The sequence below is a fragment of the Phenylobacterium sp. genome (assembly GCF_025351295.1).
In the GTDB taxonomy this organism is placed as follows: domain Bacteria; phylum Pseudomonadota; class Alphaproteobacteria; order Caulobacterales; family Caulobacteraceae; genus Phenylobacterium.
Window position 1 is genome coordinate 37,536 of the sequence record NZ_JANXWD010000036.1, and the last position, 23,611, is coordinate 61,146.

Annotated in this window: 28 protein-coding genes; 20 read left to right on the plus strand and 8 right to left on the minus strand. The window is 69.0% G+C overall.

Translation table 11 applies throughout. From position 1 onward, the window contains the following. The first annotated feature begins 176 nt into the window (after nt 1-176). The 13 genes from Q0R13_RS05350 to yihA all read left to right on the plus strand — a co-directional run bounded on the left by Q0R13_RS05350 (nt 177) and on the right by yihA (nt 12,404). Complete coding sequence (locus Q0R13_RS05350) at nt 177-947, plus strand: TetR/AcrR family transcriptional regulator (protein WP_293900581.1); 771 nt, start codon at nt 177-179, stop codon at nt 945-947. Between the two features lie 59 nt (nt 948-1,006). Further along, nucleotides 1,007-2,662, plus strand: coding sequence for a M28 family peptidase (locus Q0R13_RS05355; RefSeq protein ID WP_293900584.1), 1,656 nt, complete (start codon nt 1,007-1,009; stop codon nt 2,660-2,662). A gap of 153 nt (nt 2,663-2,815) precedes the next feature. After that, nucleotides 2,816-3,583 carry an IS1595 family transposase gene (locus Q0R13_RS05360; protein WP_293900587.1) on the plus strand — a complete coding sequence of 256 codons (768 nt, stop codon included), beginning with the start codon at nt 2,816-2,818 and terminating at the stop codon, nt 3,581-3,583. Nucleotides 3,584-3,894: 311 nt separating this feature from the next. Further along, nucleotides 3,895-4,719: a DUF72 domain-containing protein gene (locus tag Q0R13_RS05365; protein ID WP_293900590.1), complete on the plus strand. Its 825-nt coding sequence runs from the start codon at nt 3,895-3,897 to the stop codon at nt 4,717-4,719. A 58-nt stretch (nt 4,720-4,777) separates the two neighbouring features. Further along, on the plus strand, nt 4,778-5,707 hold the full coding sequence (locus tag Q0R13_RS05370; protein WP_293900593.1) for an SDR family oxidoreductase: 930 nt from the start codon (nt 4,778-4,780) through the stop codon (nt 5,705-5,707). A gap of 81 nt (nt 5,708-5,788) precedes the next feature. Beyond that, nucleotides 5,789-6,418: a TetR/AcrR family transcriptional regulator gene (locus Q0R13_RS05375; RefSeq protein ID WP_293900596.1), complete on the plus strand. Its 630-nt coding sequence runs from the start codon at nt 5,789-5,791 to the stop codon at nt 6,416-6,418. Beyond that, a complete protein-coding gene (locus Q0R13_RS05380; protein WP_293900599.1) occupies nt 6,418-7,398 on the plus strand; it encodes an NADPH:quinone oxidoreductase family protein in 981 nt (326 codons plus the stop codon). The genes Q0R13_RS05375 and Q0R13_RS05380 overlap by 1 nt, the downstream gene beginning before the upstream one ends. Before the next feature lie 143 nt (nt 7,399-7,541). Further along, nucleotides 7,542-8,294 carry a type I methionyl aminopeptidase gene (gene map / locus Q0R13_RS05385; RefSeq protein ID WP_293900602.1) on the plus strand — a complete coding sequence of 251 codons (753 nt, stop codon included), beginning with the start codon at nt 7,542-7,544 and terminating at the stop codon, nt 8,292-8,294. A gap of 178 nt (nt 8,295-8,472) precedes the next feature. Further along, entirely contained in the window at nt 8,473-9,285 is an 813-nt protein-coding gene (locus tag Q0R13_RS05390; RefSeq protein WP_293900605.1) for a choice-of-anchor K domain-containing protein, read from the plus strand. A 78-nt stretch (nt 9,286-9,363) separates the two neighbouring features. Continuing rightward, the gene (gene rpmH, locus Q0R13_RS05395; RefSeq protein WP_111457208.1) at nt 9,364-9,498 is read left to right on the plus strand and encodes a 50S ribosomal protein L34; all 135 of its coding nucleotides are present in this window, start codon (nt 9,364-9,366) and stop codon (nt 9,496-9,498) included. 24 nt (nt 9,499-9,522) lie between these two features. Next, a complete protein-coding gene (rnpA, locus tag Q0R13_RS05400) occupies nt 9,523-9,906 on the plus strand; it encodes a ribonuclease P protein component (protein ID WP_293900608.1) in 384 nt (127 codons plus the stop codon). Between the two features lie 57 nt (nt 9,907-9,963). Continuing rightward, nucleotides 9,964-11,742, plus strand: coding sequence for a membrane protein insertase YidC (gene yidC / locus Q0R13_RS05405; protein ID WP_293900611.1), 1,779 nt, complete (start codon nt 9,964-9,966; stop codon nt 11,740-11,742). 65 nt (nt 11,743-11,807) lie between these two features. Further along, the gene (yihA, locus tag Q0R13_RS05410; protein WP_293900711.1) at nt 11,808-12,404 is read left to right on the plus strand and encodes a ribosome biogenesis GTP-binding protein YihA/YsxC; all 597 of its coding nucleotides are present in this window, start codon (nt 11,808-11,810) and stop codon (nt 12,402-12,404) included. Between the two features lie 7 nt (nt 12,405-12,411). Here the strand turns inward: yihA and Q0R13_RS05415 are convergent, their stop codons facing one another. Further along, the gene (locus Q0R13_RS05415) at nt 12,412-12,708 is read right to left on the minus strand and encodes a hypothetical protein (protein ID WP_293900614.1); all 297 of its coding nucleotides are present in this window, start codon (nt 12,706-12,708) and stop codon (nt 12,412-12,414) included. 191 nt (nt 12,709-12,899) lie between these two features. On the opposite strand from Q0R13_RS05415, the gene Q0R13_RS05420 reads away from it, so the two are divergent. Next, nucleotides 12,900-14,042 carry an acyl-CoA dehydrogenase family protein gene (locus Q0R13_RS05420; RefSeq protein ID WP_293900617.1) on the plus strand — a complete coding sequence of 381 codons (1,143 nt, stop codon included), beginning with the start codon at nt 12,900-12,902 and terminating at the stop codon, nt 14,040-14,042. 79 nt (nt 14,043-14,121) lie between these two features. Beyond that, nucleotides 14,122-14,877, plus strand: a complete 756-nt coding sequence (locus tag Q0R13_RS05425) for a Crp/Fnr family transcriptional regulator (protein ID WP_293900620.1) — start codon at nt 14,122-14,124, stop codon at nt 14,875-14,877. Between the two features lie 84 nt (nt 14,878-14,961). On the opposite strand, the gene Q0R13_RS05430 is transcribed toward Q0R13_RS05425, so the two are convergent. Beyond that, nucleotides 14,962-15,261 (minus strand): hypothetical protein, encoded by a 300-nt coding sequence (locus Q0R13_RS05430; RefSeq protein ID WP_293900623.1) that lies wholly within the window; start codon nt 15,259-15,261, stop codon nt 14,962-14,964. 172 nt (nt 15,262-15,433) lie between these two features. Between Q0R13_RS05430 and argB the strand changes: the two genes are divergently transcribed. The 3 genes from argB to dapD are packed head-to-tail and all read left to right on the plus strand — an operon-like array spanning nt 15,434 to nt 17,853. After that, nucleotides 15,434-16,348, plus strand: coding sequence for an acetylglutamate kinase (gene argB, locus Q0R13_RS05435; RefSeq protein WP_293900626.1), 915 nt, complete (start codon nt 15,434-15,436; stop codon nt 16,346-16,348). Beyond that, entirely contained in the window at nt 16,345-17,022 is a 678-nt protein-coding gene (locus Q0R13_RS05440) for a pyrimidine 5'-nucleotidase (RefSeq protein WP_293900629.1), read from the plus strand. The genes argB and Q0R13_RS05440 overlap by 4 nt, the downstream gene beginning before the upstream one ends. Next, entirely contained in the window at nt 17,023-17,853 is an 831-nt protein-coding gene (gene dapD, locus Q0R13_RS05445; RefSeq protein ID WP_293900632.1) for a 2,3,4,5-tetrahydropyridine-2,6-dicarboxylate N-succinyltransferase, read from the plus strand. 117 nt (nt 17,854-17,970) lie between these two features. On the opposite strand, the gene Q0R13_RS05450 is transcribed toward dapD, so the two are convergent. From Q0R13_RS05450 to Q0R13_RS05470, 5 genes are read right to left on the minus strand one after another with little or no spacing between them, the layout of a single operon-like run. Next, on the minus strand, nt 17,971-18,420 hold the full coding sequence (locus tag Q0R13_RS05450) for a cytochrome c (RefSeq protein ID WP_293900633.1): 450 nt from the start codon (nt 18,418-18,420) through the stop codon (nt 17,971-17,973). 2 nt (nt 18,421-18,422) lie between these two features. Continuing rightward, nucleotides 18,423-18,959: a methylamine dehydrogenase light chain gene (locus Q0R13_RS05455; protein WP_293900635.1), complete on the minus strand. Its 537-nt coding sequence runs from the start codon at nt 18,957-18,959 to the stop codon at nt 18,423-18,425. Between the two features lie 16 nt (nt 18,960-18,975). Next, nucleotides 18,976-19,569: a methylamine dehydrogenase gene (locus tag Q0R13_RS05460; protein ID WP_293900638.1), complete on the minus strand. Its 594-nt coding sequence runs from the start codon at nt 19,567-19,569 to the stop codon at nt 18,976-18,978. Then, on the minus strand, nt 19,566-20,132 hold the full coding sequence (locus tag Q0R13_RS05465) for a MauE/DoxX family redox-associated membrane protein (protein WP_293900641.1): 567 nt from the start codon (nt 20,130-20,132) through the stop codon (nt 19,566-19,568). Before Q0R13_RS05465 ends, Q0R13_RS05460 begins: the two co-directional genes overlap by 4 nt. A 2-nt stretch (nt 20,133-20,134) precedes the next feature. After that, a complete protein-coding gene (locus Q0R13_RS05470; protein WP_293900644.1) occupies nt 20,135-21,280 on the minus strand; it encodes an amine dehydrogenase large subunit in 1,146 nt (381 codons plus the stop codon). A 232-nt stretch (nt 21,281-21,512) separates the two neighbouring features. On the opposite strand from Q0R13_RS05470, the gene Q0R13_RS05475 reads away from it, so the two are divergent. Further along, nucleotides 21,513-21,938 carry a c-type cytochrome gene (locus Q0R13_RS05475; protein ID WP_293900646.1) on the plus strand — a complete coding sequence of 142 codons (426 nt, stop codon included), beginning with the start codon at nt 21,513-21,515 and terminating at the stop codon, nt 21,936-21,938. An 11-nt stretch (nt 21,939-21,949) separates the two neighbouring features. On the opposite strand, the gene Q0R13_RS05480 is transcribed toward Q0R13_RS05475, so the two are convergent. Next, nucleotides 21,950-22,405: a cupin domain-containing protein gene (locus Q0R13_RS05480; RefSeq protein ID WP_293900648.1), complete on the minus strand. Its 456-nt coding sequence runs from the start codon at nt 22,403-22,405 to the stop codon at nt 21,950-21,952. Between the two features lie 42 nt (nt 22,406-22,447). Here Q0R13_RS05480 and dapE point away from each other — a divergent pair, with 42 nt between their 5' ends. Next, complete coding sequence (gene dapE, locus Q0R13_RS05485) at nt 22,448-23,596, plus strand: succinyl-diaminopimelate desuccinylase (RefSeq protein WP_293900650.1); 1,149 nt, start codon at nt 22,448-22,450, stop codon at nt 23,594-23,596. Nucleotides 23,597-23,611: the final 15 nt, after the last annotated feature.

Below are 23,611 nucleotides of genomic sequence, written 5' to 3' on the forward strand. Positions count from 1 at the left end.
CGGCGGTTCGGCGACCGGGTGATTGGACTCAAGTCATCGCGGGCGCAATGGGGCGCCCGCAATCCGCGCATCCTGTGCGTCGTCCCCGCAGAACCTCTTCGGGCCCTTGCAACGCCGCCTTTGCCCGAAACTCCGTATGGTGTAAAGCGTTTTCGTATGTGGCGCGCCAGGGACTGATGGACAGGGAATTCACCGGCAGCGGCGATCCGCGGCGCAGCCTCGAGCTGCTGTGGGGCCGCCAGGAGCCGGGGCGGCGCGGGCCCAAGCAGCGCCTGTCCACGGACGAAGTCGTCCAGGCGGCCATCGCGCTGGCGGACGCCGAGGGCGTGCAGGCGCTCTCCATGCGCAGGGTGGCCCAGGCGGTCGGGGTCTCGCCGATGTCGCTCTACACCTATGTGCCGTCCAAGGCCGAGTTGGTGGACCTGATGTTCGACCGCGCCCTGGTCGAAACGGCCGATCCCGGCGAGGACCTGGCCGGGTGGCGCGCCAAGCTGGCCTTCATCGCCCGCGAGCGCTGGGCGCTGAACGCACGGCATCCCTGGCTACAGGACCTGGCCCTGCACCGCCCGCCGTTGGGCCCCAACGTCCTGCGCAAGGCCGAGGTGATGCTGCGGGCGCTGGACGGCATGGGCCTCGACGATGAGGACATGGGCCTGGCCGCCGAGGCGCTGCAGAACTATATCGGCGGCGCCCTGCTCTCCGCCCGCGACGCCCGCGAGGCCGAACAGCGCAGCGGCCTGACCGACGAGCAGTGGTTCGCGATCGTCACCCCGGCGCTGGAGGCGCACTACGACCCGCTGCACTATCCCTCGGTGAAGCGCATGGGCGAGGCCCGCAGCGGCCGCACCCGCAGCCCCAGCGAGCGCACGGCGCGCTTCGAGTTCGGCCTGGAACGGGTCCTGGACGGCCTCGACGCGTTCATCCGCGCCCGCCACGCCGCGACCTAGCGGCGTCTCCGCACACCGACTAGGGTCGCGCAACTTTCGACCCCGAACCGAGTGTGTTGATGCAAAAGCTTCTCCTGACCGCGGCGATGGCGGCCCTGATGTCCAGCGCGGCCGGGGCCGCCCCGTCTCCGATCGACGCCGGGCGGATCATGGCCGACATCAAGGTGCTGTCCTCCGACGACTTCGAGGGCCGCGGCCCGGCCACCGCGGGCGAGACCAAGACCGTCGCCTACCTGATCCGCCAGATGCAGGCCGCCGGCCTGCAGCCGGCCGGCGATCCCCAGAAGGGCGGCGGCCGCGCCTGGACCCAGGACGTGCCGCTCGCCCGCTTCCGCACCACCGGCCCGGTCGCGGTCAGCGTCACCGCCGGCGGCCAGACCATCGCCTGGACCCAGGGCCGCGAGATCGCCATCCGCGCCGCCCAGACCGGGGTCAAGCGCCTGACCGTCAAGGCCGCTTCGATGGTGTTCGCCGGCTATGGCGTCACCGCCCCGGAGCGCCACTGGGACGACTTCAAGGGCGTGGACCTGAAGGGCAAGGTGGTCCTGGTACTGGTCAACGACCCCGACTTCGAGACGGGGAAGGGCGACTTCGGCGGCAAGGCCATGACCTACTACGGCCGCTGGACCTACAAGTTCGAGGAGGCCGCCCGCCGCGGCGCCGTGGGCTTCCTGGTGATCCACGAGACGGCGCCGGCCTCGTACGGCTGGGCCACGGTTCGGAACTCCAACACCGACGAGATCTTCGACGTCATCCGCAAGACGCCGCTGTCGGCCCACGCGCCGCTGGAGGGCTGGATTCAGCGCGACACCGCCGCGGGCCTTATCAAGGCCGGCGGCTACGACTTCGACACGCTGAAGAAAGCCGCCCAGACGCGGGCCTTCAAGCCGGTGGTGCTGAAAGGTGTGAGCTTCTCCACCGACTACGCCATCGACGCCCAGAAGGTGGTCTCGCACAATGTGGTGGGCGCGATCCCGGGGACGAAATACCCGGACGAGCGGGTGTTCTACACCGCCCACTGGGACCACCTGGGCATCGGCGCGCCGGACGCCAAGGGCGACAAAATCTACAACGGCGCGCTCGACAACGCCTCGGGCACGGCGATGCTGCTGGAGTTGGCGCGGGACTCGGTGAAGGCGCCCAAGCCCCAGCGCACCCTGGTGTTCATGTCGGTGACCGCGGAGGAGAAGGGCCTGCTGGGCTCGACCTACTATGCCTCCGCCCCCCTCTACCCGCTGGCCACCACCGTGGGGGTGATCAACATGGACGGCGTCGGGCCCAACGGCCTGGCCCACGACTTCACCACCTCGGGCAACGCGCCGCTGACCCTGCAGGACGAGCTGATCAAGGTGGGCAAGGCGCACGACCGCTACTACAGCCCCGACCCGCGCCCGGAGGCCGGCAGCTTCTTCCGCTCGGACCACTTCCCCTTCGCCAAGGTCGGCGTGCCGGCCATCAGCTTCGGCGGCGGCCGCGACCTGTTCGAGGGCGGCAAGGCGGCCGGCGACGCCAAGTCCAAGGCCTATACCGCCGACAAGTACCACCAGCCCGCGGACGAATACGATCCGACCTGGGACCCCAAGGGTTTCGTCGCCGACGGCACGCTGCTGTTCGAACTGGGCCAGCACCTGGCCAACGCGCGGGTGTGGCCGGAATGGAAGCCGGGATCGGAGTTCAAGGCCATCCGGGACCGCACGAAGGCGGCGCGGAGGTAGGGTTCCTCGCCCCGCGAAGCCTCCCCTGCGCCCGTTATCCCCAGCCTTGCGCCGGGGTCCATGGTCCAGTTGACGAGTATCGGGGGCGTACGGCAGCTATATACTTTACAGAACACACTGGATTTGAGACCGTCGGCTCGAGGTAAAGCCGCCATGAACCTCACCGACAAAATCTTCCACGACGACGAAGCCGCCCGCATCCACTTGGAGGCGCAACGCTGGTCCAATGGCGCGTATTGCCCTCACTGTGGCGAGGCGGAAGCGGTCACCCTGCTGGGCGGCAAGTCCACCAAGCCCGGCACATACATCTGCAAGTCATGCCGCACGAAGTTCACCGTGACGGTTGGGACGATCTTTGAGCGCTCGCACATCGGTCTGGCGAAGTGGATGCTCGCGTTCCGGCTCATGGCCTCAAGCAAGATGGGCGTCTCGGCTTACCAGCTCCACCGCTCGCTAGGCGTCACCTACAAGACCGCGTGGTTCATGGCGCAGCGCATCCGCGAAGCGATGAACCCGGCCGATCCCGCGCCCATCGGTGGCGCCGGCAAGATCGTGCAAGCCGACGAGACCTACGTCGGCGGCAAGGCGGCCAACAAGCACAAGAACAAGCGCAAGCCCGCCGATATCGAGTCTGAGATGAAACAGAAGGCCGTGACCCTCGTTGAGCGCGGCGGGCGCGCCCGTTCGTTCCACGTCGCCAACGTCACGGCGAACACCCTGCGCACGGCCTTGGTGACGTCGGTGCATCGCGCATCGGACCTGATGACGGACGGCCACACCGGCTACGTCGCCGTTACGGGCCACACCGACCATTTCTTTCACTGTCCCTCGTGCGCGGGTGAGATCAGCGTTCCGCCGACGGACACCGAGCGGGCGAAGGCCTATCGGCCGATCAAGCCTTCGGGCTCTTGGATGGTTTAGGCGCGGTTGCCTTGTGCGGCTTTGGCGGCATCCGCAGCGCGGTCGCGATGCCGCGGTCAAACCGCTCTTGAGCGCCAGGTTCATCCTTGGGGGGAGCGTTGCCACTCATCTTCAAAAATCCTGACGGCGAGACCGTGCTCTCGTTTGTCACCAAGGGGGCGGAACCTTCCCCCGGTGCGCCAGCCTGTCCTGACAAGGGTGATTCGCGATGTCTGTTCCATAAAGTATATAGCAGCCGGGCGGGCGCGGGAACATCTTGAGAACCTGCCATTCAACCGCTACCAGTTCCGGCTCAGCGAACAGGAGCTTCCATGTCCCAACCCGGCAAGATCCGCTGCGGCATCGGCGGGTGGACGTTCGAGCCGTGGCGAGGAGTGTTCTATCCGCCGGGACTGAGCCAGAAGAAGGAGCTGGAGTTCGCCTCGCGCCAGCTCACCGCCATCGAGATCAACGGCACCTACTATTCCAGCTTCAAGCCGGACAGCTGGGCCAAGTGGCGCGACGCGACGCCCGAGGGGTTCAAGTTCGCGGTCAAGGCATCGCGGTTCTGCGTCAACCGCAAAAAGCTGAGCGACGGCGCGCAGTCGGTCGGGTTCTTCCTGAACCAGGGGATGACCGAGCTGGGCGACCGGCTGGGGCCGATCCTGTGGCAGTTCATGGCCACCAAGAAATTCGACTACGACGACTTCGCCAGCTTCTTCGACCTGCTGCCGGACACGCTGGGCGGCCTGCCCCTCAGACACGTCATCGAGGTCCGCAACGGCACCTTCGCCGACCCGAAGTTCATCGGCCTCTGCCGCGAGCGCAACGTGACCATCTGTGTCTCGGAGAACGAGAACTATCCGCTGATCGCCGACATCACCGGCGACCTGGTCTACCTGCGCCTGATCTCCGCCTCCGACGAGATCGAGACCGGCTATGGGCCGGCGGACCTCGACCTGTGGGCCGCGCGCTTCAAGGCCTATGCGGCCGGCGACATCCCCGGCGACTTCACCCCCGTCGACCGCACCGGCCCGGCCGACCGGCCGCGCGACGTGTTCGCCTTCGTCATCCACGAGGGCAAGGTCCGCGCCCCGGCCGCGGCGATGGAATTCATCAAGCGGGTGGACCCATCGTTCGTGGCCGGCGGCGCTTGACCGACCCAGCGTCAGGGCGGCCCACTCTCTCCCAACGACAAGATGCGGGAGGCCTGAGATGACCGAATTCACCATGGACGACCTGATGTTCAAGCCCGGGCTGATGAAGGGGCAGCGGATCCTGATCACCGGGGGCGGCACCGGCCTGGGCAAGGTGATGGCCGAGGCGTGCGTGATGCTGGGCGCCGACGTCTATATCTGGGGCCGGCGCGGCAATGTCATCGAGGCCACCGCCAAGGAACTGACCGACGCCCACAGCGCCAACGGCGGCGGCCGGTGCATCGGCATGGCCTGCGACATCCGGGTGCCCGAGGCGATCCACGAGGCGATGGACCAGGTCTGGGCCGGCGGGGCGCTGACCGGCTTGGTCAACAACGCCGCCGGCAACTTCATCAGCCGCACGGAAGACCTGTCGCCGCGGGCCTTCGACGCCATCGCCAACATCGTGTTCCGCGGCTCGTTCTTCGTCACCCTCGACGCCGGCAAGCGCTGGCTGGCGGAAGGCAGGCACGCCTCGGTGATCTCGATCCTGACCACCTGGGTCTGGCACGGCGGGCCGTTCACGGTGCCCTCGGCCATGTCCAAGGCCGGCCTCAACGTCATGACCCAGTCGCTGGCGGTGGAATGGGGCGGCCGCGGCATCCGCTTCAACGCCATCGCCCCGGGTCCTTTCCCGACGGAGGGCGCCTGGGCGCGGCTGAACCCCGGCAGCACCGAGGCCATCGGCGAAGCGCCGCCGCCCTCCGACCCCACCATCCCGCTGGGCCGCAACGGCGAGATGCGCGAGCTGGCCAACATGGCGGTCTATCTGCTGGACCCGGGCTCGGCCTACATCAACGGTCAGACCATCGCCATCGACGGCGGCGGCCACCTGAAGGGCGGCGGCGGCTTCGCGCGGCTCTCCGAATGGGGCGACGCAGAGTGGGAGCAGGCCCGCAACGCCATCCGCGGCGCCAACGAGAAGGACCGGGCGCAGCGCACGGTGTGAGCCGCGAAGCATAACCGCTTGCCGCGCACGTCAACTCCGCAGAGAATGACACCCGTCACTTTTGTAGGTTCGGGTTGGTCCATGGCTTCGGCTGAAATCGCGTATCTTCCGGTCGGCAAGCGGGAGCAGACCAAGGTCCAGAACCGGCTGGCGATCCTAGACGCCGCGCGCGAGGTGTTCGGCGAGCTGGGCTACGAGCAGGCGACGGTGCGCGACATCATCCGGCGCACCGGGCTCGCGGCCGGCACCTTCTACAACTACTACCGCTCCAAGGAGGAGGTGTTCGCCGCCCTCGCCGACGACGGCGCGCGGCGCTTCGCCCCGATCCTGAAGGCGCTGCGCGGCAAGGGGATCGGTTTCGACGGTTTCGTGCGCGAGGCCATTGTCGCCTATTTCGAGTTCATGGCCGACGAGCACAACACCTGGGCCGCGCGGCGGCCGGAGGGCGAGCCGCAGGTCCACATCCAGGGCGAGACCCCGGAGATGGCCGCGGTCTTCGCCGAGGTGAAAGACGCCATCGAAGACGCCATCGCAGAGGGCCGCGGCCCGGCCGCCGACACCGAATACATGGCCGCCGCCTGCATCGCCATCGCCCGCGAGGTCTGCGACCGCATGCTGGCCCGCCGGCCGATCGACACCGCCACCGCGGCCGAGTTCGCCGTGCAGATGATCCTGAACGGAATCAAAGGCTTGCCGAGGACGACCATCTGATGCGCGCTTTGGTGGTCGAACAGCTGCTGCCCGACTACGCCGGCTGCGTGGTCAAGGAGATAGCGACCCCGGAGCCCGGGCCTGGGGAGGTGCGCATCAAGGTCCGCGCCGCCGCGGTCAACTTCCCCGACCTGATGCAGACCCGCGGCGAACACCAGCACAAGCCGACCGTGCCGTTCGTGGGCGGCCTGGAGCTGGCCGGCGAGGTGGACAAGCTGGGCGCGGGCGTCATCGGGTTCGCGGTCGGCGACGCGGTGGTCAGCGGCGGCCGCGGCGGCTTCGCGGAATACGCCGTTCTTCCCGCAGCGACCCTGCGTCGCAAACCGGCCAACCTCAGCTTCAGCCAGGCGGCCGGCTATCCGGTGGCCTACCTCACCGCCTATGTCGCCTTCAGCCGCAACACCCAGGTGCAGCCCGGCGAATGGGTGCTGGTGCACGGCGCGGCCGGCGGCGTCGGCCTGGCCGCCGTCGATTACGCCAAGCTGCTGGGCGCCAAAGTGATCGCCGCCTCAGCCTCCGACGAGAAGCTGAAGATCATCGCCGACGAGTACGACGTCGACGCCACGGTCAATGTCAGCGGCGGCTTCCGCGAGCGGGTGAAAGAGATCACCGGCGGGCGCGGCGCGGACGTCATCTACGATCCGGTCGGCGGCGACGTCTTCGACGAGTCGATCCGCTGCATCGCGTTCGGCGGGCGGATCCTGTCGATCGGCTTCACGTCCGGCCGCCTGCCGGTGCTGCCGGTCAACATCGCGCTGATCAAGGGCTTCTCGGTCCACGGCGTCCGGGCCGGCGAATACGGCCGCCAGAACCCCGCCAAGGGGGCTGAGAACAACGTGGCGATCTGGAAGCTGGCCGAAGCGGGCAAGGTGAAACCCCGCGTCGATGCCGAGTACCCGCTCAGCGGCTGGCGCGACGCCTTCGAGACGCTGGCCCAACGCAAGGTGGTCGGCAAGACCGTGATCCGGCCGGATTTGTGAGCCTCCAATTCCGCTCATCCCGGCGAAGGCCGGAACCCGGATCGCCAAGCGCCGGCGTGGGCGGGATGGGCGCGGCGTGTCTCGATCCCACATCTAAGCTATCCCATCTGGATCCCGGCCTTCGCCGGGATCAGCGGTGACCCATGACCATCGGCAACGACGACGACCTTGAGAAACTCCGCGCCGCGGGTCGCCTCGTGGCGCGGACGCTGAACGCGATGGGGGCGGCTTTGGAGCCGGGGATCACCACTCGCGAGCTGGACGACCTGGGTCGCCGGCTGCTGGAGCAGGCGGGCGGGCGCGCGGCGCCGGAGCTGACCTACGGCTTCCCGGGCGCCACCTGCATCTCCATCGGCCCGGACGTGGCGCACGGCGTCCCCGACGACCGCCGGGTGCAGGCCGGCGACCTGATCAACATCGACGTCTCGGCCGAGCTGGACGGGTTTTTCGGCGACACCGGGGCCAGCTTCGCCGTGCCGCCGGTCAAGCCCCGCGTGGAGCGCCTGTGCCGTGATGGGCGGCGCGCGCTGTGGAGCGGCATCCGCGCCGTGCGCACCGGCGCCGACCTCAACGCCCCCGGCCGCCAGATCGAGGCCTTTGCGCGCCGCAACGGCTACAGCCTGGTCAAGAACCTTGCCAGCCACGGGGTCGGCGGCGCGCTGCACGAGGCGCCCAAGGAGATCGCCACCTGGGCGGACCCCGCCGATCGCCGCCGCATCACCGAGGGCCTGGTCTTCACCCTGGAGCCGTTCCTCAGCCTGGGCGCCGACTGGGTCGAGGAGGCCTCCGACGACGGCTGGACCCTGCGCCCGCCCGGCGGCGAACCCACCGTCCAGTACGAGCACACCCTGGTCGCGACGCGGCAGGGGGCCCTGGTGATGACCCTGGCGGACTGAGCCGACCGGGGCGAGAGTCGGAGGGTTGGGGGTCGGGGTGGGGGCCACTCGCCCGACGAGGGAAGATCCCGCCGATTCCCTATCCCATATGGGAGATGTTTCCGGCGTCCCGCGCGCCGACACTCAAGGCCTCGAACAGGGGCGGTTCGCCCCGGCCAAATGGGTAAGGGGCATTTCCATGTTCAAGCTGGCTCACGCCGCCGCCATCGGCGCCGCACTGCTCGCGCCGATGGCGCTGGCCACCCCCGCCGCGGCCATCGGATTCTATTCCGGCACGGTCACCGGAGCGTTCAAGAAGCCGGTGACGACCGGTTACCTGATCAACACCGACGGCTCGCCACTGGTCGACAACGTCGGCGGCGATGCGGTCTACAGCGGCGTCGACACCTCGGCCCTGACCTGGGGCTCGGGCGTGGCGGGCGGCTTCGTCCCCGGCAACAGCAGCCTGACCTTCGCCGGCGACACCTTCACCGACAAGCGCTCCTTCGATCCGGAGGCGGGCGCCATCGGCCAGATCTTCAAGATCGGTTCCCTGACCTACTTCAACGGCACCAGCGACATCGGCAGCTCGCTCTATGGCGCGACCCTGCACCTGGACGTCGCCAACGCCACCTATCGCAACAACGATGGCATCGTGCCGATCGGCGTGACCGGCTTCGACCTGGACATGAGCTTCCTGAGCACGGTCAACACCGGGATCTCGCCGGCGCGGGACTCCGACTTCCTGCGTTTCGACGGCTTCGACGTGACCTTCAACGTCATCGAGAACGGCACGGCGGTGATCGACTTCTACGGCCTGATCGTAGGCGACCCGCAATTCAGCCCGGACCACTTCGAGTTCGGCAGCGGCGACGGGTTTCTCGGCCATGGCGTGGGCAGCGGCGCCGGCGGCGTGCCGGAACCGGCGGCCTGGGCCATGATGCTGCTGGGCTTCGGCCTCGCGGGCGCGGCGATGCGCCGGCGGCGCAGCCTGGCGCGCCTGCCGGCGTAAAGCCTGACGCGCGGCGGTTGACAGGGGAACCCCCTTCCACTATCCACCGCCGCTCGATTTTCGACCCGGAGCCTTCTCGTGAAGCGCACTTTCCAACCGTCTCGCCTCGTGCGCGCGCGCCGTCACGGCTTCCGCCTTCGCATGTCCACGAAGAACGGCCAGAAGGTTCTCGCCCGCCGCCGGGCCAAGGGCCGCAAGCGCCTGAGCGCCTAAGCTCGAGCCGGCAAAGGTGTCCGGATGACGGACGCCGCCCCCAGTCCCGACCGTCCCGTCCTCGAACGGTTGACGAAGCGCAGCGAGTTCCTCGCCTGCGCCCAGGCGCCCTCGTGCGCCAAGGGGGCCGTGGTGATTCAGGCCCTCATCCGAAACGACGCCGAGGCCAGGGTCCGGGTGGGCTTCACCGCCACCAAGCGCATCGGCGGGGCCGTGGTCCGCAACCGCGCCAAGCGGCGGATGCGCGAGGCCGCGCGGCTGATCCTGCCCGACCTGGGCCGACCCGGGACCGACTATGTGTTCATCGCCCGGGGAGGCATGACGACGCGCCCCTGGCCCCGTTTGCTTGACGATGTGAAAAGCGCGCTGATAAGGCTCGCCGCCGAACGCGCGGCCTCCCATGTGTAGCGGGCCCTCGCGCCTACCCTCGCTCCCCTTTTCCAGACGGAACCCGCGTCCCCGCTCATGAGAGACGAAAACACCCGCAACACGATCATCTTCTTCGTGTGCGCGGCGATCATGCTCCTGCTCTACCAGGTCTTCGTGGCCGGGCCGCAGTCCAAGGCCCAGCAGGAGGCGGCCGCCCGCCAGGCGCCGGCCGCCGCGACCCTGGCGCGGGGCGCCCAGCCGCTGGTTCCACCGGCGCTGACCCGCCAGGCGGCGGTCGCCGCCTCGCCGCGGGTGCCGATCGCCACCCCGTCGCTGAAGGGCTCGCTGTCGCTGCGCGGGGCGCGGATCGACGACCTCTACCTGACCGGCTATCGCGAGACCCTCGACAAGACCTCGCCGCCGGTGGAACTGCTGCGCCCCGAGGGCGCGCTGAACGCCTGGTTCGCCGACATCGGCTGGACCGGCGCCAACGTGCCCGGCCTGCCGAACGGCCAGACCGTGTGGACCCTGGCCCAGGGCACGGTGCTGGCGCCCGGAAAGCCGGTGATCCTGACCTACGACAACGGCCAGGGCCTGACCTTCACCCGCGTCATCGCGGTGGACGAGAACTACCTGTTCACGATCACCGACACCGTGGCCAACGCCGGCGCGGCGGCGATCACACTCGCCCCCTACGGCTCGGTGCAGCGCCAGGGCCTGCCGGAGGGCCTGGGCAAGAACTCCGTGGTCCACGAGGGCGGCATGGGCTGGTTCGGCAACGACCGCCGCCCGATCAAGTACAAGAAGTGGGAGAAGGACGGCGGCGGCCCGGCGCGGCCCTCGGTCGGCGGCTGGATCGGCATCACCGACCGCTACTGGCTGGCGGCCCTGATCCCCGGCCCGCAGGAGCATTTCGACGGCCGCTATGGCCTGACCCGCACTCAGGGCGTGACCATCTATGACGCCAACTTCGTCGGCCAGCCGCGCACGGTGGGCGCCGGCCAGCAGGTCAGCTCGACCACCCGCCTGTTCGCCGGCGCCAAGCGCGTGCCGCTGCTGAAGGACTACCAGGAGCGCCTGGGCATCGCCCACCTGGACGAGGCCGTGGACTGGGGCATGTTCTGGTTCATCACCCGCCCGGTGTTCACCTTCCTGGGCTTCATCTACGCCCAGGTCGGCAACTTCGGCGTCGCCATCCTGCTGCTCACCGTCGTGGTGCGCGCGGTCTTCTTCCCGATCGCCAACAAGCAGTACGAGTCGATGACCAAGATGAAGAAGGTGCAGCCCGCGATGGAGGAGTTGCGCAAGAAATTCAAGGACGACCCGGCCAAGCAGCAGCAGGAGCTGATGGCCCTCTACCAGCGCGAGAAGGTCAATCCGCTGGCCGGCTGCCTGCCGATCTTCCTGCAGATCCCGGTGTTCTTCTCGCTGTTCAAGGTGCTGCAGATCAGCATCGACATGCGCCATGCCCCGTTCGCCGGCTGGATCCAGGACCTCTCGGCCCGCGACCCGACGACGATCTTCAACCTGTTCGGCCTGATCCCCTGGGACCCGGGCAGCGCGCCGCTGATCGGCACGTTCATGGCCACCAGCCTGCACATCGGCGTGCTGCCGATCCTCTACGGGATCACCACCTGGCTCACCACCTCGATGAGCCCGCCGGCCCCGGACCCGACCCAGCAGAAGATGTTCCAGCTGATGCCGATCCTGTTCACCTTCATCATGGCGCAGTTCGCGATCGGCCTGCTGGTCTACTACACCTGGTCGAACATGCTCACGGCCATGCAGCAGTACATCATCATGCGCCGCTTCAAGGTGGATAACCCCATCGACAAGCTGATCCGCAGGCTGACCGGCAAGGCGCAGGCGGCCTGATGGACGAGACCCCCAAGGGTCCGGAAACCTCGCCCTTCGACGACGAGGCGCTGGAGGCAGGCCGCGTGTTCTTCGCCCATCCCGTGACCTTCCTGATGGGCTGCGTGGCTATCGCCGGCCTGCCCCCCGCCGACCTGCCGGAGGTGGCCTTCGCCGGCCGTTCCAACGTGGGCAAGTCGTCGCTGATCAACGCGGTGACCGGCCGCCACGGCCTGGCGCGCGCCTCGACGGCGCCGGGACGCACGCGGGAGATCAACTTCTTCGTCGCCGACGAGACGTTGCGGCTGGTCGACCTGCCCGGCTACGGCTTCGCCAAGGTCAGCCGCGACACGGCGGCCAAGTTCCAGAACCTGGGCCGCGCCTACCTGCGCGGCCGGCCGAACCTGAAGCGCGCCTACCTGCTGATCGACGCCCGCCATGGCCTCAAGGACGTGGACCAGGAGGCCATGGAGGCCTTCGACCTGGCCGCCGTCTCCTACCAGATCGTGCTGACCAAGGCCGACAAGCTGAAGGGTCGCGACGTCGAACAGATGACCGCCGAGACCTTGCGCAAGATCGCCAAGCGCCCGGCGGCCTTCCCCCGGGTTGTCGCCACCTCAGCGGAAAAGGGCATGGGCATCCCGGAACTCCGCGCCGAGATCATCGCCGCCTGCACGGTCTGAACGGCCTTCAGCCCGCGTTGCGGTCGGCGTGCGGCCTGAGATCGCCGCCGATCATGGGCTGCCAATGCTGGCTGTAGGACGGTGCGATCTTCGCCTCGAAGGCGCGGAGCCGCGCGGCCAGGCCTTCCCGCGCCTTCGCGTCGGGGCCGACGGCGGGCGCCAGTATGTGAGGCCGGTATCCGGCCAGCCGGCCAAGCAGCCGCAGAAACGCCTCGTGCTCCGGCGTGCCCACGGCCGGTTCGCGGTCGTGGAGCCGATCCGCTTCGTCCAGGTCCAGGGCGAAGTCCTGTTCGTTTCGGATCATCGCGCAGCTGATCCCGATCGATGTGGCGTGAGCATGCGGCGGTAACGCCAGCCCATCGACTATCGTTGCGTTCAGGCCTCGGTTTGGCGTGTCCATCCCGCCGAAGGCGACCCGTCCCGGCCGCAGGGCGATGACGCTTCACCTCCGCAACGTCACCCGGCTAACGGAGGGGCAAGCGATAGGGACCTCCCATGATCCACACCGATTCCCGCCCGGTATTCGACGAAGGCCTGAACCTGTTCCGCGACCAGGTGCGCAAGTTCTACGACCGCGCCCTGTGGCCCAACCTGGACCGCTGGGAGGCCGAGGGCGTCGTCGACCGCCAGTTCTGGCTGGCCTGCGGCGAGGCGGGGATCCTGTGTCCGACCGTGGCGCCGGCGTACGGCGGCCTGGGCCTCGACTTCCGTTACAACGCAGTGATCTCCGAGGAGCTGTTCTACGCGGGATCCTCGGCCGGCATCACGCTGCAGTCCGACATCGTCGCCGACTACATCGAGAACTACGGCTCCGAAGAGCAGAAGCGGCACTGGCTGCCGCAGATGGTCTCCGGCGAGGCGATCACCGCCATCGCCATGACCGAGCCGGGCGCCGGGTCCGACCTGCAGGGCGTGCGGACCACCGCCAGGCGCGACGGCAATCACTATGTGGTCAGCGGCTCCAAGACCTACATCACCAACGGACAGAACGCCGACCTGATCATCGTGGTGGCCAAGACCGATCCGGACGCCGGCTCGAAAGGCATCTCGCTGATCCTGGTGGAGGCCACCCGCGAGGGGTTCAAGCGCGGCCGCAACCTGGACAAGATCGGCCAGCATTCCGCCGACACCTCCGAACTGTTCTTCGAGGACGTCCGCGTGCCGCTCACCAACTGCCTGGGTGAGGAAGGCCGCGGCTTCGCCTATCTGATGAACCAGCTGCCGCAGGAGCGCCTCGGCATCGCCGTCCAGGCCCAGGCCGCCGCCCAGCGCGCCTTCGACGAGACGGTCAAGTTCACCAAGGACCGCAAGGCCTTCAAGCAGACCATCTTCGATTTCCAGAACACCCGCTTCACCCTGGGCGGCCTGAAGGCCAAGCTGCAGGCCGGCTGGGCGCACCTGGACTGGTGCATGGCCCGCCACCTGGAGGGCAAGCTGACCGCGGCCGAGGGGTCGGCGGCCAAGCTGTTCCACACCGAGCTGCAATGGGAGGTCTGCGACGCCGGCCTGCAGCTGCACGGCGGCGCCGGCTACATGAACGAGTATCCGATCGCGCGGCTGTGGCGCGACGCCCGCGTCCAGCGGATCTACGGCGGCACGTCGGAGATCATGAAGGAGGTCGTGGCGCGGTCGATCTAGGGCGCCACGTCCGACACCCGATGCAACAAGCGGGGCCGTCAGGCGTTTCTTCAGGCGTCCACGTCCGGGAGCTGCCCGCATGACCCCCACCGCCCTCGCCCCGCAACCGGGGGCGAATACACACGCGGCCGCAAGGCGGGGCAACCGCCTGCTGGCGGCGCTCTCCGCCCGCGATTTCGCGGTGCTGGAGCCTCACCTCGAGCCGGTGGCCCTGCCGCGCGGCAAGGTGCTGTTCGAGCCGGGCGACGACGTGCACACCACCTACTTCCCCTGCCGCCGCACGATGGCCTCGCTGCTGATCGTCACCCGCGACGGGCGCGAGTTAGAGGCCGCCACCATCGGGCGCGAGGGGGCCATCGGCGGGATCGTCAGCGAGGGCCACAAGCCGGCGTTCGGGCGCGCCGTGGTGCAGATCGGCGGCGACGCGCTGTGCATCTCCACCAGCCACCTGGAGGCGGCCAAGACCGGCTCGCCGCGGTTCGGCGACCTGTTTTCCCGCTACGCAGACGCCCTGCTCGCCCAGATGATGCAGTCGGTGGCCTGCAACGCCCTGCATCGGGCGGACGAACGCTGCTGCCGCTGGCTGCTGGCCACCCACGACCGGGCCGGCGACAACATCATCCACCTGACCCAGGAGTCCCTGGCCGAGATGCTGGGCGTGCAACGCACCACCGTCACCGCCGTGACCGGCGAACTGCAGGCGCGCGGCCTGATCCGCACCTACCGCGGGCGGGTGGAGGTGATCGACCGCCCCGGCCTCGAACGCGCCGCCTGCGAGTGCTATCGCGCCGTGGAGGACCACTTCGCGAGATTGCTGCCGGAGGTGGACGTCTAGGACGCGTGTCCAATGCCGCTGATCCCGATGAATGCCGGGATGAGCGGAACGTACTGATTTCGCGCGCTCAATCCGGCCGGGATCCTAAACGTACCGGAGCGCCAGCTGCGAGAGCATCGGGACCAGGACCAGCAGCACCACCAGCCAGGCGAAGCTGTCCTGCTTGCGGCGGAACAGCACCACCGCTGCGATCATCGCCCACAGCAGCAGCGCCGCCTGGACGGCCGCGGCCGCCACCACCGCGGGCGGAATCTGCGCCAGCTTGTGAGCCGCCACGCCCAACTGCACATAGGTGACCACCTGGGACGCGCTGACGTAGAGCGGCCACAGGCAGGCGGCGACCGCGGCATAGAAGACCACGGTCAGGATCGGCGACGTCTTCATGGCCGCCGCACCACCGTGTCGCCGCCCGCCGGCATCGCCACGGCCAGCGCCGCCCCCAGAACCCTGCGCATGAAAACTCCCCGACACCTTCGATGCGGACGCTAGCACGGCGCAGGCTTGGTGACAGGGGCGCCCCCGTCCGCTATCGGGACGCGCGACCTAGGAGCGACGGGTGAGCGACGACACGGAAGGCCAGGGTTGGGCCACGGCCAGGACGCTGGCCGAGGCCCTGCCCTACATCCAGACCTACAGCCGCGAGACCGTGGTGATCAAATACGGCGGCCACGCCATGGGCGAGGAACAGGTCGCCAAGCTGTTCGCCGCCGACGTGGTGCTGCTGCGCATGCTGGGCGTCCAGCCGGTGGTGGTGCACGGCGGCGGGCCGCAGATCTCCGCCTGGCTGGAGAAGGCCGGGGTTAAGTCCACCTTCGTGGATGGCCTGCGGGTCACCGACCAGGCCACCATGGAGGTCGCCGAGATGGTGCTGTCGGGCGCCATCAACAAGGAGATCGCCAGCTGGATCACCCAGGCCGGCGCGGGGGCGAACGTGCGCGGCGTGGGCCTCTCCGGCAAGGACGCCAAGCTGATCACCGTCGAGAAGGTGACGCGCACCCGCCGCGCGCCCAACTCGGTCGAGGAGCAGATCGTCGACCTGGGCTTCGTCGGCGAGCCCAAGACCATCGAGACCCAGCTGATCAAGGACCTGATCCGCGCCGAGACCGACTACATCCCGGTGATCGCGCCGATCGGGGTCGGCGAGGACGGCAAGACTTACAACATCAACGCCGACACGGTGGCCGGCGCCCTGGCCGGCGCGCTGGGCGCCAAGCGCATGCTGCTGCTGACCGACGTGCCCGGGGTGATGGACGCCAACCGCCAGCTGATTCGCCAGATGACCGTGGCCGAGGCGCGCCAGGCCATCGCCGACCGGGTCGCCACCGGCGGCATGATCCCCAAGCTGGAGACCGCCATCGCCGCGGTCGAGGCGGGCGTCGAGGCCGTGGTCATCCTGGACGGCCGCCGCCCGCACGCCATGCTGCTGGAACTGTTCACCGAGCACGGGTCGGGGACCTTGGTGTGCCGGTGAGCCCCGCTCCGGCCAGGGTCGACCTCAGCCACGTCGACACCTGGCTGTTCGACCTGGACGGCACGCTCTATCCGGCCGAATCCGGGTTCCTGGACGCCGTCGTCGACCGCATGACCGACTTCGTGGAGACGGTCACCGGCCTGCCGCGCCCCGCGGCCCTGAAGCTGCAGAAGAGCTACCTGGCCGAGCACGGCCTGACGCTGACCGGACTGATGCGGCACCATGGCGTCGATCCGGCCGAGTTCCACGCCATCTTCCACGACCTGTCGCTGAACGCCCTGGCGCAGGACCCAGAGCTGCTGGCCGCCCTGGCGCGGCTGCCCGGCCGCCGGCTGATCTTCACCAACGCCGACGACCGCCATGCGGTGCGGGTACTGGAGCACCTGGGCCTCAGCCACCTGTTCGACGACGTCTTCCACATCGGCTCGGCCGGCTATTCGCCCAAGCCCAGCGCCGAGGCCTTCGCCCGCATGGACGCCGCCCACGGGATCGCGCCGGCGACCACCGCCTTCTTCGAGGACAGCCAGCGCAACCTGGAGCCGGCCGCCGCCCTGGGCATGACGACCGTGCTAGTCGGCCAGTACGCCGCGCTCTCGACCGCCCCCTTCGTTCACCACCGAACCCACAAGCTCGCGCCGTTCCTGAACGCCGCGCGGCTCAAAGAGGCCGCCTGAATGTCCGACGACCTGAAGTCCGTGATCGAAGCCGCCTGGGAAGCGCGCGACGCGATCACCCACCAAACCACCGGCCAGGTCCGCGACGCCGTGCGCGAGACCATCGAGCAGCTGGACGCCGGCGTCCTGCGGGTGGCGCAACGCGGCGCGGACGGGACCTGGGTGACCAACCAGTGGGCCAAGCAGGCGATCCTGCTGTTCTTCCGCCTGACCCCCAACAGCCTGGTCGAGGGGCCGCCCCCGGGGCCCTACTGGGACAAAGTGCCGTCGAAGTTCACCGGCTGGGACGCCGCGCGGTTCGACGCCGCGGGCTTCCGCGCGGTGCCCGGCTGCGTGGTCCGCAAGGGGGCCTTCATCGCCAGGGGCGCGGTGCTGACGCCGTCGTTCGTCAACATCGGGGCCTATGTGGATGAGGGGACCATGGTCGACACCTGGGCCACGGTCGGCTCCTGCGCCCAGATCGGCAAGAACTGCCACATCTCCGGCGGCGCCGGGATCGGCGGGGTGCTGGAGCCGCTGCAGGCCAACCCGACCATCATCGAGGACAACTGCTTCATCGGCGCCCGCGCCGAGGTGGCCGAGGGCGTCATCGTCCGCGAGGGCAGCGTGCTCTCGATGGGCGTGTTCCTGACCTCCACCACCCCGATCGTCGATCGCCGCACCGGCGAGACGATCACCGGCGAGGTGCCCCCCTATTCCGTGATCATGTCCGGCTCCCGCCCCAACCCCACCGACCCGTCCCTGCCCTCGACCTACTGCGCGGTGATCATGAAGACCGTGGACGAACGGACGCGGTCGAAGACGAGCATCAACGAGCTGCTGCGCGACTGAGCGTCTAGAGCGCGTCAGGCGAAAGTGGATCCCGGTTTCGCCGCCCGACGCGCTCTAATTCAAAGAGTTAGAGCCTTTTTATCTGGTTCAAGTGACTCCACTTGAACCAGAAAGGCGCTAGGGCCAGGGATATTCCGCGATCGCGGCGCCGGTCTTGCGCAGGCGGGCGACCAGGGTCCGGCGGTATTTGACGATGTCACTGACGTCGACCGCGCGCAGGGTCGCGACCTCGCCGGGCGTGAACCGCTGGATCCGGTCCACGGGCGCGGCGGACCAGCGGTCGAGCAGATAGTTCAGGACGATGGTGAGATCGGCGTCGCTCAGGCCCGAGCTCGCCACACCCGGCACATGCAGCATGTAGGTGCGGCCACCGGGATCGCGGGCAAGGTCGCCAATGAACCCCGGAAACGGCGGCACGCCCGCCTCGGCCGCGCCCTGGCCGTCGGCGCGGTGACAGCCTGAACACTTCAGCAGGTAAAGGGCCCGCGCGGACTGGGCGCCCGCGGGCACGGCGACGGCCGCGAAGGCGGCCAGCAGCACGCCAGTCAGCAGGGACTGGCGGCGCATGGCTATTCCGCCACGCCCAGCACGATGGCCACGGTGCAGTGGTAGCCCTTGTTGGCGTTGGCCATGCACCAGTTGATGTCGTTGTGCAGCCCCATCGAATACCCAGGCCGCTCGCCCTTGCTGTGCAGGCAGAACTGCGCGCCCGAGTATGGGGTCTTGCCGCAACAGTCGTAGTACGAGACCAGATAGTCACGCTTGTCGCCCGGGTTGTGGCAGGTGCCCACCCACGACACCTGCGAGGCCTCCGCCCCCACCGGACAGCTGGTCTTGGAGCCGCCTGAGGTGGTGCAGAGGTTTCCGTCCAGGGCGCAGTAGCGCCAGTAGTCGCAGGTCTTGTCGTCGTCGATCGGGGCGGGCTTCTCGCCGGTCGCCGCGAACCCGCGGTCGAAGGGCAGGGTCGCGACCACCGCCCCGCCCACCAGGAAGCCGCCCAGCTTCGCCAGAGCGCTGCGGCGGCCGAATCGACGCGCGCTGGACCGGGCCCCGGACACCAGGATATCGTCGAGCTGCTTGCCGACCCGGCTGAAGAAATTCGTCACCGATGGTCTCCCGGTTCTATTCCGCCGCATGGTTGGCCGCATATTGCTGGAGGGACGGTACGCCGGCGCTGAGCGCGCTGAACAGGCTCTCAAGCTGCTCGCGATTGTTCACCAGGCCCTTGGCGCGGACCACGCCCCCCTTGTCGGTGAGCACGGCGAACGGCAGGCGCTGGACGCGGTAGGCCATACCCAGCTCCGACGACAGCACGTAGGGGAAGGCGGTCAGCCTGCGCCGGCGGATGAAGTCGCGATGCTTCGCCTCGTCTCCGTCGCTGGCCAGCACGACGTCCAGCCAGGCCTTCTCGTCGGTGCGGATGCTGTTGAGCACCGGCAGCAGCTGTTTGCAGACCGGGCAGGTCGGCGACAGGAAGAACACCAGTTGCGCGCGCGCCGTCGCCCCGCCGATCGCGATCGGTGGTCCGGTCAGGCTCGGCGGCAGGAACCGGGGGCTGGGCTCGCCCACCCGGGGCCCGGCGCTGTCCATCAGCGCCCCCATCGGCGAGATCCGCTCATAGAGGACGCCGATCTGGCGCAGCATCACGACGATCACCGTCGCCAGGACCAGGACCAGCGCCCAGAGGGCCGCCACGGCGAACACCAGAAGCGTCATGTGGCGCCTCTGAACAGGTTTGCGGCTGACGGGCCGTGGGCCTGTCGCATACGCTGGTGATTGGCCGCCAGATGCTCGCAGGCGATCCAGCAGGCGAGCCCGATCAGGGCCATGGACCAGCCGACGCCGGTCTCGCCCAGCGTCTGCCATTCGCCAAGCCCCAGTCCCGCCGGGACCAGCGCAGCGGCCAGCACGAGGTTCCGGGCGACCAGGCTCCAGCTCAGCGGGGTCGGCGGTCCGCCGCAGCCGCAGTCGATTTCCGTGCGTCCCTGCCGCAGCGCCGCCGCCATCGCCGCGCCGTAGGCCAGCAGCAGACCGCCCGCCAGTCCAACGCCAAGGACCCGCAGCGGGCTCGCGGACAGGGCCACGGCCGCAGCGATCTCCAGCCCAGGCAACGTCGCGCGCAATGGCTTCAGGATCGGTTCGGGGACCAGGCCATAATCCGCCAACACGCCCTCAAAGCCATCTCCATCCCCGGCCTTGTGCAGCGCCGCGCGCAGCAGCAGCAGGGCGACGAAGGCCGCCGCACTGGCGCTGGACAGGTGCAGGAGGTCGCTGAGCATGGTCACCGGACCGTAACGGCCGCGGCGTCTCGCAGGGCGATCTGGTGCGTTAGCTTGGCGGCGAACTTTGCGGTCGGGTCTACCTCGAATCGGAACAGGCCGCCGCCGTGGCTGGCGACGCCGAAGATTAGCGGGACCTTGCCCTGCGAGACCGCGATCTGCGTCAGGCCCTTGGCCGCTGAGCGGTACAGCACCGTCTTGTGCGCGAGGTCGACCGCCCAGATCTCTTCCGATCCATCCTTATGGCCGCCGTCCCTGGCGCCGGGGTGCATGGCCACGAACATGATCCCATAGGGCGCGCTGTAGCCCATGATCGCGTAGCCACCCGGGGTCCATTCGCCGGGGATGGCCTTGGCGAAGGCATAGGTGTCCACCAGCTGCGCGGTGTCGCCCTTGTCCGAGATCCGGTAGAACACGCCGCCGTAGGAAACGAACATCAGGTCGCCGTCCACGCGCTGCGACTGGGCGAACAGCGGGTCCTTCTCGACGTCGAAAATCGGCTTGCTGCGGGCCTGCCCGGCCGCCTTGCCGTCGGCGCCGAGCCTGACAGTGAGGATCGAACCGTCGCCGCACAGGCTTGAGAAGTGCGCGCCGTCCGGCGCGAGATTGATCTGCCAGCAACCCGGGATCGGGACTTCCGCGGTGACCTTGCCGGACTTCAGGTCGACCACGGTCACCGACGTGGCCGGCGTCGCGTTCTGGACGAGGGCGCGCGACCCGTCCGAGCTGACCTGGATCTGGCCCTGCTGAGGCGAGACCTGGGCGAACTTGGGCAGGATGGTCGCCTCCTGCTGGGTTTTCAGGGTCGAGACGTCGAACTTCTGGATGATGGCCTCCACCGGCCCATACATGATCCGTTTGGGAAACGCCGAAGCGACGACGCCCGTGTCGGCGCCAGGCGACAGGGCGAACTGTGGCTGCATGCCGGTGGAATAGTCGCCCTTGTAGGCCAGGTCGTCCGCCGAGAAGACGTAGATTGCGCCCGCGCCGCCCCAGGACCCCGTGGTGACGAAGACGTTCGGGCCCGGCTTCAGGGCCTTCTCGACCGAGATTTCCTCGGCCGGGATCGGCGGCGGCGTCTGGGCCCTGACCGCGCAAGGCGCGAGGACGGCGAGGCTGAGCACCGCTGCGGCCCATTTTCCCGACATTGATCGCCCTCGAAATCCGCCCAGGCCATCGCGTTGGCCGCCACCATGGCACTCGATCAGCGCTGAAAGCCGGCGTCAATTCCAGCTTGACCATGGCCGGCCGATTCGCGAGCGCCCGCACGCCGCCATCGCGCCTTCGATGCGGCCGGCTTCACAACGGCCGGCGCGGACTCTAGCGTCCAGTCGGCGAGACTCCGGGATCAAGGGGTCTGGGGATTCGGGATCGGTCGACATGCGGAACGCCAAGGGTCGGGGTAAGGCCGGGCAGGCCTGTCGGGCGGTCGCAGGCCTGGCGCGCCATGCGGGCGTGGCGGTGGGCTTGGCGGCCCTGATCGCACCTGCGGCGGCCTGGGCCGACGCCAAGGCGGGCGCGGCCGTCTTCTCACGCAAATGCGCCGAGTGCCATTCCGTGCGCCGGGGGGTCATCGTGACCGGCCCCAGCCTGGCCGGGCTGTTCGGCCGCAAGGCCGGGACCGTGAAGGACTTTCCCTATTCGCCGGCCGTGGGGGCCTCGGCGATCGTCTGGGGTGCGGACACCCTGGATACCTTCATCGCCCGGCCGCAGAAGACCATCCGGGGGATCACCATGACCTCGCCCGGCATCGCCGACGCCGCCCAACGGTCGGACCTGATCGCCTACCTGGCGACGCTGAAGTAGGCGGTGCGGGCCTATTCGTAGGGCGTCCCGTCGCGGTGGCGATACACTTGGTCAGGTCCGACGATCATATCGAGCTCGGGATAGTCCGACCGATCGGTTTCGGGAGCCCGCGTCCCGACCTCCAGCAGCATCGCCTCGCCATCCGAGCGGTTCTGGATCTGGTGGCCGTTCGGGGCTCCGGCCTTGAACCCGGCGCAATCCCCCGCGCGCAGAACCTGCTCTCCCGCATCGGTGACCAGCACCACCTCGCCCGACACCACCCAGACGAACTCGTCCTCGGCCGTGTGCCAGTGCCGCTGGCTGGACCACACCCCGGGCGCCAGGCGCGTCAGGTTCACGCCGAACTGGGTCAGCCCGGCGGCGTCGCCCAGCATCCATCGCCTGCGGTCGGCGCAAGGGGCGTCGAACGGCGGCGGATAGGCCGACCCGAACCGCGTCGGGGCCTGGTCGACATCGATCTTGGCCATCAAGCCCTCGCGTCTCCGAGGTTTGCTATGTAAAGCGCCGACATGCCACCCGCCATAGACCCGGTCGAACTGACCCGCGACCTGATCCGCCGCCCGTCGGTGACGCCCGCCGACGCCGGCGCCATGGCGATCGTCGAGGCGACGCTCAGCGGCCTTGGCTTCACCTGCCGGCGGATGCGGTTCGGCGAGATCGAGAACCTGTACGCGCGCTACGGGACGGCCGGGCCCAACCTCTGCTTCGCGGGCCACACCGACGTGGTGCCGGTGGGGGACGCGGCGGCCTGGCGGTCCGACGCCTTCGGGGCCGAGGTCGTGGACGGGGTCCTGATCGGCCGCGGCGCGGTGGACATGAAGAGCGCCATTGCCGCCTTTGCCGCCGCGACTGCGGACGCCATCGCGGCCGGGCGGGTCACCGGCTCGATCTCGTTCCTGATCACCGGCGACGAGGAGGGCGTGGCCACCCACGGCACCAGGCTGGTGGTCGAGGCGCTGGCCGCCGAGGGCGAGGTCATCGACCACTGCGTGGTGGGCGAGCCGACCTCGTCGGAAACCTTCGGCGACATGGTCAAGGTGGGCCGGCGCGGCTCGATCAACGCCGAGATCGTGGTCGAGGGCGTGCAGGGCCACGTGGCCTATCCGCACCGCGCGGCCAATCCGGTCCCGGTGCTGGTGAAGCTGCTCAGCGCCCTGCAGGACCGCCAGCTCGACGAGGGCTATCCGGAGTTTCAGCCCTCCAACCTGGAGGTCACCATGGTGGAGGCCCCCAATACCGCCACCAACGTCATCCCCGGCGTGGCTCGGGCGCGGCTCAACATCCGCTTCAACCCCAATCACACCGGCCAGCAGCTGGCCGATTGGTTCGAGCTGGAGGCGTGGCGCGTGGCCGTGGGCTTTGGCGGCACGATCACCATCATCCCGCAGATCAGCGGCGAGGCCTTCCTCACCGAGCGCGGGCCGTTCACCGACCTGGTCGCCGCCGCGGTCGCCGACGTCACCGGCGCCGCGCCGGAGCTCTCCACCAGCGGCGGCACCTCCGACGCCCGCTTCATCCGCGCCCTGTGCCCGGTGATCGAGGTCGGCCTGGTCGGCAAGACCATGCACCAGGTCGACGAACGCGCGCCCGTGGCCGAGATCCGCACCCTGCAGCAGGTCTACGCCCGGATCATCGCGCGGTATTTCGCCCAATCCTGAGTGTCATCCCGATTT

Excerpts from the sequence above, each read along its gene's own strand:
- Q0R13_RS05470 (WP_293900644.1), bottom strand. The coding sequence starts at position 21,280 with ATGTCGGGAAAATGGGCCGCAGCGGTGCTCAGCCTCGCCGTCCTCGCG.
- Q0R13_RS05365 (WP_293900590.1), top strand. The coding sequence starts at position 3,895 with ATGTCCCAACCCGGCAAGATCCGCTGCGGCATCGGCGGGTGGACGTTC.
- Q0R13_RS05380 (WP_293900599.1), top strand. The coding sequence starts at position 6,418 with ATGCGCGCTTTGGTGGTCGAACAGCTGCTGCCCGACTACGCCGGCTGC.
- Q0R13_RS05360 (WP_293900587.1), top strand. The coding sequence starts at position 2,816 with ATGAACCTCACCGACAAAATCTTCCACGACGACGAAGCCGCCCGCATC.
- Q0R13_RS05355 (WP_293900584.1), top strand. The coding sequence starts at position 1,007 with ATGCAAAAGCTTCTCCTGACCGCGGCGATGGCGGCCCTGATGTCCAGC.
- Q0R13_RS05370 (WP_293900593.1), top strand. The coding sequence starts at position 4,778 with ATGACCGAATTCACCATGGACGACCTGATGTTCAAGCCCGGGCTGATG.
- Q0R13_RS05390 (WP_293900605.1), top strand. The coding sequence starts at position 8,473 with ATGTTCAAGCTGGCTCACGCCGCCGCCATCGGCGCCGCACTGCTCGCG.
- Q0R13_RS05465 (WP_293900641.1), bottom strand. The coding sequence starts at position 20,132 with ATGCTCAGCGACCTCCTGCACCTGTCCAGCGCCAGTGCGGCGGCCTTC.
- dapE (WP_293900650.1), top strand. The coding sequence starts at position 22,448 with ATGCCACCCGCCATAGACCCGGTCGAACTGACCCGCGACCTGATCCGC.
- dapD (WP_293900632.1), top strand. The coding sequence starts at position 17,023 with ATGTCCGACGACCTGAAGTCCGTGATCGAAGCCGCCTGGGAAGCGCGC.
- Q0R13_RS05475 (WP_293900646.1), top strand. The coding sequence starts at position 21,513 with ATGCGGAACGCCAAGGGTCGGGGTAAGGCCGGGCAGGCCTGTCGGGCG.
- Q0R13_RS05415 (WP_293900614.1), bottom strand. The coding sequence starts at position 12,708 with ATGATCCGAAACGAACAGGACTTCGCCCTGGACCTGGACGAAGCGGAT.
- Q0R13_RS05350 (WP_293900581.1), top strand. The coding sequence starts at position 177 with ATGGACAGGGAATTCACCGGCAGCGGCGATCCGCGGCGCAGCCTCGAG.
- yidC (WP_293900611.1), top strand. The coding sequence starts at position 9,964 with ATGAGAGACGAAAACACCCGCAACACGATCATCTTCTTCGTGTGCGCG.
- Q0R13_RS05420 (WP_293900617.1), top strand. The coding sequence starts at position 12,900 with ATGATCCACACCGATTCCCGCCCGGTATTCGACGAAGGCCTGAACCTG.
- rnpA (WP_293900608.1), top strand. The coding sequence starts at position 9,523 with ATGACGGACGCCGCCCCCAGTCCCGACCGTCCCGTCCTCGAACGGTTG.
- Q0R13_RS05425 (WP_293900620.1), top strand. The coding sequence starts at position 14,122 with ATGACCCCCACCGCCCTCGCCCCGCAACCGGGGGCGAATACACACGCG.
- Q0R13_RS05430 (WP_293900623.1), bottom strand. The coding sequence starts at position 15,261 with ATGAAGACGTCGCCGATCCTGACCGTGGTCTTCTATGCCGCGGTCGCC.
- Q0R13_RS05450 (WP_293900633.1), bottom strand. The coding sequence starts at position 18,420 with ATGCGCCGCCAGTCCCTGCTGACTGGCGTGCTGCTGGCCGCCTTCGCG.
- Q0R13_RS05460 (WP_293900638.1), bottom strand. The coding sequence starts at position 19,569 with ATGACGCTTCTGGTGTTCGCCGTGGCGGCCCTCTGGGCGCTGGTCCTG.
- Q0R13_RS05375 (WP_293900596.1), top strand. The coding sequence starts at position 5,789 with ATGGCTTCGGCTGAAATCGCGTATCTTCCGGTCGGCAAGCGGGAGCAG.
- Q0R13_RS05480 (WP_293900648.1), bottom strand. The coding sequence starts at position 22,405 with ATGGCCAAGATCGATGTCGACCAGGCCCCGACGCGGTTCGGGTCGGCC.
- map (WP_293900602.1), top strand. The coding sequence starts at position 7,542 with ATGACCATCGGCAACGACGACGACCTTGAGAAACTCCGCGCCGCGGGT.